Annotated in this window: 4 protein-coding genes and 1 pseudogene; all 5 read left to right on the top strand. The window is 34.6% G+C overall.

Annotated elements, in window-relative coordinates; genetic code table 11:
* Positions 1–287: pseudogene (locus tag FDF36_RS20845) on the top strand (CDP-glucose 4,6-dehydratase); the annotation flags it as partial.
* 1 nt (position 288) lies between these two features.
* The gene (locus tag FDF36_RS20840; protein ID WP_220392670.1) at positions 289–1,188 is read left to right on the top strand and encodes an NAD-dependent epimerase/dehydratase family protein; all 900 of its coding nucleotides are present in this window, start codon (positions 289–291) and stop codon (positions 1,186–1,188) included.
* Positions 1,189–1,190: 2 nt separating this feature from the next.
* Positions 1,191–2,204: a GDP-mannose 4,6-dehydratase gene (locus FDF36_RS20835; RefSeq protein WP_220392669.1), complete on the top strand. Its 1,014-nt coding sequence runs from the start codon at positions 1,191–1,193 to the stop codon at positions 2,202–2,204.
* Positions 2,204–3,553 (top strand): oligosaccharide flippase family protein, encoded by a 1,350-nt coding sequence (locus FDF36_RS20830; RefSeq protein WP_259281494.1) that lies wholly within the window; start codon positions 2,204–2,206, stop codon positions 3,551–3,553. Before FDF36_RS20835 ends, FDF36_RS20830 begins: the two co-directional genes overlap by 1 nt.
* Complete coding sequence (locus FDF36_RS20825) at positions 3,553–4,398, top strand: glycosyltransferase (RefSeq protein WP_220392667.1); 846 nt, start codon at positions 3,553–3,555, stop codon at positions 4,396–4,398. Before FDF36_RS20830 ends, FDF36_RS20825 begins: the two co-directional genes overlap by 1 nt.
* Positions 4,399–4,595 lie beyond the last annotated feature (197 nt).

Genomic DNA, 4,595 nt, shown 5'->3' with positions numbered 1-4,595 from the left:
ACTTCGGTCCGAGAGCCGAGTCAATCTCTACTGTATGGGATGTGGCTACGAAAGTAGTGAATAATTACGGTTCCGGTGAACTTCGTGACCTTTCTGATCCGCATGCGTTGCATGAAGCGAAGTTGTTGATGCTGGATATTTCGAAGGCAAAATTCCGTTTAGGTTGGGAACCGAAGATGAATATTGAGCAGACAGTTGAGTTGACGGTGGACTGGTATAAAAGATACCGGAAAGAAGAGGTATATGATGTTTGTGTTGACCAGATAGTTAATTTTATACAGAAATAAGATGGAAACAGTATTCCTGATTGGAGGGAGCGGCTTTATCGGCAAGAACCTGGCACAATATCTGTCTCAAAAATATCATGTGCATGTATTTGATAAGTATATTGATCAGCCCTTCTTTACATCTTGTCCCTCCATTGAAACAACGGAACTGGATTTGGTAAGTCAACGTATCCCACAGGATGTACCATCACCTGATTATATCATAAATCTTGCTTCGGTGGTGACAGCGGAGCGGAATATGTCCTTGTTTGATGAACTAATTTCGTCTAACTTAAAGATCCTTCTCAATCTGTATGAACGTTTCAAAGAAGAATCCTCGTTGAAACTTTTTGTTCAGTTCGGCAGTTCTGAAGAGTATGGTTCTGAACAATCTCCCTTTCGGGAGGAAGACCGTGAGTGTCCTAACTCTCCGTATGCCTTGGTCAAGCAATTGACAACCAATACATCCATGATGTTGTATCGGAATTATGGCTTTCCGATAATGGTTGTCCGACCCGGTAACTTGTTTGGTCCGCTTCAGAATAAGGATAAATTCATCCCCTATGTTGTCGGGCAACTGAGATCTGGGCTTCCTTTGAATGTTTCCCCCTGTGAACAGAAAAGAGATTTTATTTATGTGGATGACTTCGCTTGTGCAATAGAATCCCTTTTACAGAACCATTTCAAATGTCTTGGGGAGATTGTGAACGTGAGTAGTGGAGAAAGTATTTCTTTGAAACAGATTATCGAGCATTGTAAAGCATATCTTCACTCGTCATCGGATGTGAATTACGGTGCTTTACCCTATCGGGAGAATGAAGCTATGGATCTTAAATGCTCCATAGCTAAACTATCATCAATAACGGGATGCAATATCCATTTTGATAACGAAAAAAGACTAACTGATTATTTAAAACAATAACTATGAAGTATTTGATAACCGGCGGATGCGGTTTTATAGGGAGCAATCTTGCAGCGGAGGTGCTGAAGAGAGGTGAAGAACTCTTTGTCTTGGACAATTTATTTCGTTATGGTAGCAGCTCAAATCTTGAGTGGTTACGTACGAAAGGTGACTTTACATATTATCCTTATGACACCCGCAATACCAACGATGTCGAAACGGTAATAAAGGAGGTGCAGCCGGATTATATTTTTCATTTGGCGGGCCAGGTTGCGATGACAACCTCCATCTCCAATCCTCGGTTGGACTACGAAACAAATGCTTTGGGAACATTCAATTTACTGGATGCTGTCCGTAAGTATTCTCCGGATTCTGTAATCCTGTATTCTTCGACGAATAAGGTTTACGGTGATTTTGAGTATTTGCATTTCAGGGAAGAGTCTACCCGTTATGTTTGCGAAGAATACCCTAATGGCTTTCCTGAATCGATTTCTTTGGATTTTCACTCTCCTTACGGTTGTTCGAAGGGTTGTGCCGACCAATACCTGCTGGACTTCCATCGTATCTATGGCTTAAAGACGATTGTTTTCCGCCATTCTTCCATGTACGGCAGTAATCAGCACGCTACCTACGATCAGGGGTGGATTGGCTGGTTCTGTCAGAAAGCTCTGGAGATCAAGAACCATACTTTGCAAGAACCTTTTACAATCTCGGGTACCGGTAAACAGGTCCGTGATGTTCTTCATGGTGAGGATGTTGTGAATTTGTATTTTATAGCAAAGGACATTGACAAGGCCTATGGCGAGGTGTTTAATATTGGAGGTGGTATAGAAAATAGTCTTTCTTTGTTGGAACTGTTTGATTTGCTTGAGAATAAACTTGATATTGAGATGACCTATACTCAATTACCTTGGCGGGAGAGTGATCAGAAGGTTTTCGTGGCGGATATTGAAAAAGCTACAAGGATTTTGGGATGGGAACCGAAGATTTCAAAAAAAAGTGGGATTGATAGAATGCTTATTTGGTTAATGAAGTAATGAAGTTCTTTAAGAATGTAGATTCTTTGACCAAATTGACTGGCAAGAATATTGTTTATACTTTCGTGTTAAAGGGGCTATCATTTATTATATCTTTATTGTATGTACCAATTCTATTGAGTTGCCTTGATGAAAAAATATATGGTGTGTGGTTAGCTTTGACATCAGTGGTTTCGTGGTTAAGTTTGTTTGATATTGGAATCGGAAATGGATTGAAAAATAAATTGACAGAATCTTTGGCTGTAAATAATATTGAGTATTCAAGAAAATTGGTAAGTACATCATATGTATACTCTGCACTAATCTTTTCTGTTATATTAGTGATATCTTTGATTATCAATTGTTTTATTAAATGGAATCTACTTTTGAATGTTGAGCAAATATTTAATAATGATCTAACTATAACTGCTTTTCTGGTGATTATAGCATTCTGTATGCGGTTTATACTTCAAATAATAACTCCAGTATTGGCTGCCACGCAAAATATAAGATTTAATTCATTAATAGAATTTATTGGGCAAATTGGGGCTTTTATTGGGGTTATACTTCTTAATTATTTAGGAGTAAAATCTATTATTATTTTTACAATAGTAGTATTGTATGTTCCATTAATAATTTTGTTTGTTTTTTCTATTTATTTATATTCTAATAAATTGAGGGAATTAAGGCCTTGTATTAGATATTCTGATAAACAACATTTCTCTGAAATCTTTTCTCTTGGTATTAATTTTTTTATTATACAGATATCTGCTATTATAATATTCCAGACTAATAGTTTTCTTATAGCTAATAGTTTTGGCCCTGCTGATGTTACTAAATACAATATTGTTTTTAAATATTATAATATTCTAATCCTTTTGTGGGGTATTCTTATGACACCTTTATGGCCGTCTTATACGAACGCATATATTCTGGGAAACTATAAATGGATTAAGAAATCTGTAAAATACTGTTTGTTTATGTTTTTATTAACAATGATAGTGGCTGTTATTATGGCTTTTATAGGTCCAACACTCATTGAATATTGGCTAGGGCAGGACTTGAATATAAGCAGGTCTTTATTGTTGGCAATGCTCCTATTTGCATTGGTAAGCATTTGGAATAATATTTTTGGATGTATTGTTGGGGCCATTGGAAAGGTTAGATTAGGTGTTTATTCAACTAGTTTATCTGCTTTGATATTTTTTCCATTATTTTATCTTCTCAAATCTTTAGGATTAGCTATTGAAGGAGCTATTTGGAGTATGATAATTTGTATCTCATTAAGTGCTTTTCTATCTCCTATTCAAATATATTATTTTATTTATACGAAGAAAAAGTCTTCCTTCTTAACAAAATTATTGAGCTAATGAATAATTTGTTGTCCATTTTTATACCTACTTATAATAGGTGTGATGTTTTAGATACTGTTTTAGATCGTGTCATTAGTGCTGTAAAAGAATATGATGTTTGTGTACAAGTGTATGATAATTGTTCTCTTGATAAAACAGAAAATATTGTATGTGCAAAGCAAAAGTTGTATCCTTATATATTCTATTGTAAAAATGAAACTAATATAGGGCTAGATCGAAATATGCTTAATGTCCTTAATAAACAAGTCTCTAAATATACATTAATGTTGGGAGATGATGATTTTTTGGTAGATGATTTTTATAAGAAAATAGAATCTTATTTAAAACAATGTTTTGATTTTATTGTCCTTTCTGTTGATTCGACATTTAAAACAACTGTTTATGTAGAGAAATTGAGTGCTTTCTCTTTTTTATGGGATAAAATGCCATACGGTACTGTAATAATTAGAAATGGATTAATAAATCGTTGTGATGTTGAGAAATATATTGGTACTAGTCATGCATATTCTGCTATTCCTTGGGAATCAATGTTGAGTAGCAATGCAATTGGGAAATGTTTGTTTTATTCAGATTATATACTAATAGAGCTGGGAGAAATTGAGAAAACTTGGAAATCTAATGCTATAGATATTTTTATGTATCAAATACCTTTGTGGTTTTCAATACTACCTGAACAATATATCATGAAAAATAAGATATATAGGGGCTATATGAGAAACCTTTTTTCTTTAAGAAATATTTGGTCTTTATATAAGCGGTATAATTTTAAGAGTTTAAGTAGTATGCGTTTTTTATCAACTATCGATAAATTTAAGTTTATGTTAATTAGTAGACTGCAATAATATATGAATGCACTTGTTACTAATCCTTTGGTATCTATAGTAATTCCGGTATATAACAGAGAACTATACATTGTGGCGCGCAAATTTGCGCGGCACAATTTTAGGTAATTTAGTATATCCCACCCCAGCATCGAAGATGCTTCACTTTCCTTAACTCTTTTTACGTGCCCATATCCTGTTTTTGATCACTAAAAATT

Source organism: Bacteroides fragilis (genome assembly GCF_019583405.1).
Taxonomy (GTDB): Bacteria; Bacteroidota; Bacteroidia; order Bacteroidales; family Bacteroidaceae; genus Bacteroides; species Bacteroides fragilis_B.
Note: the sequence above shows the minus strand (reverse complement) of the source record. Positions and strands in the feature narration are given on the sequence as shown.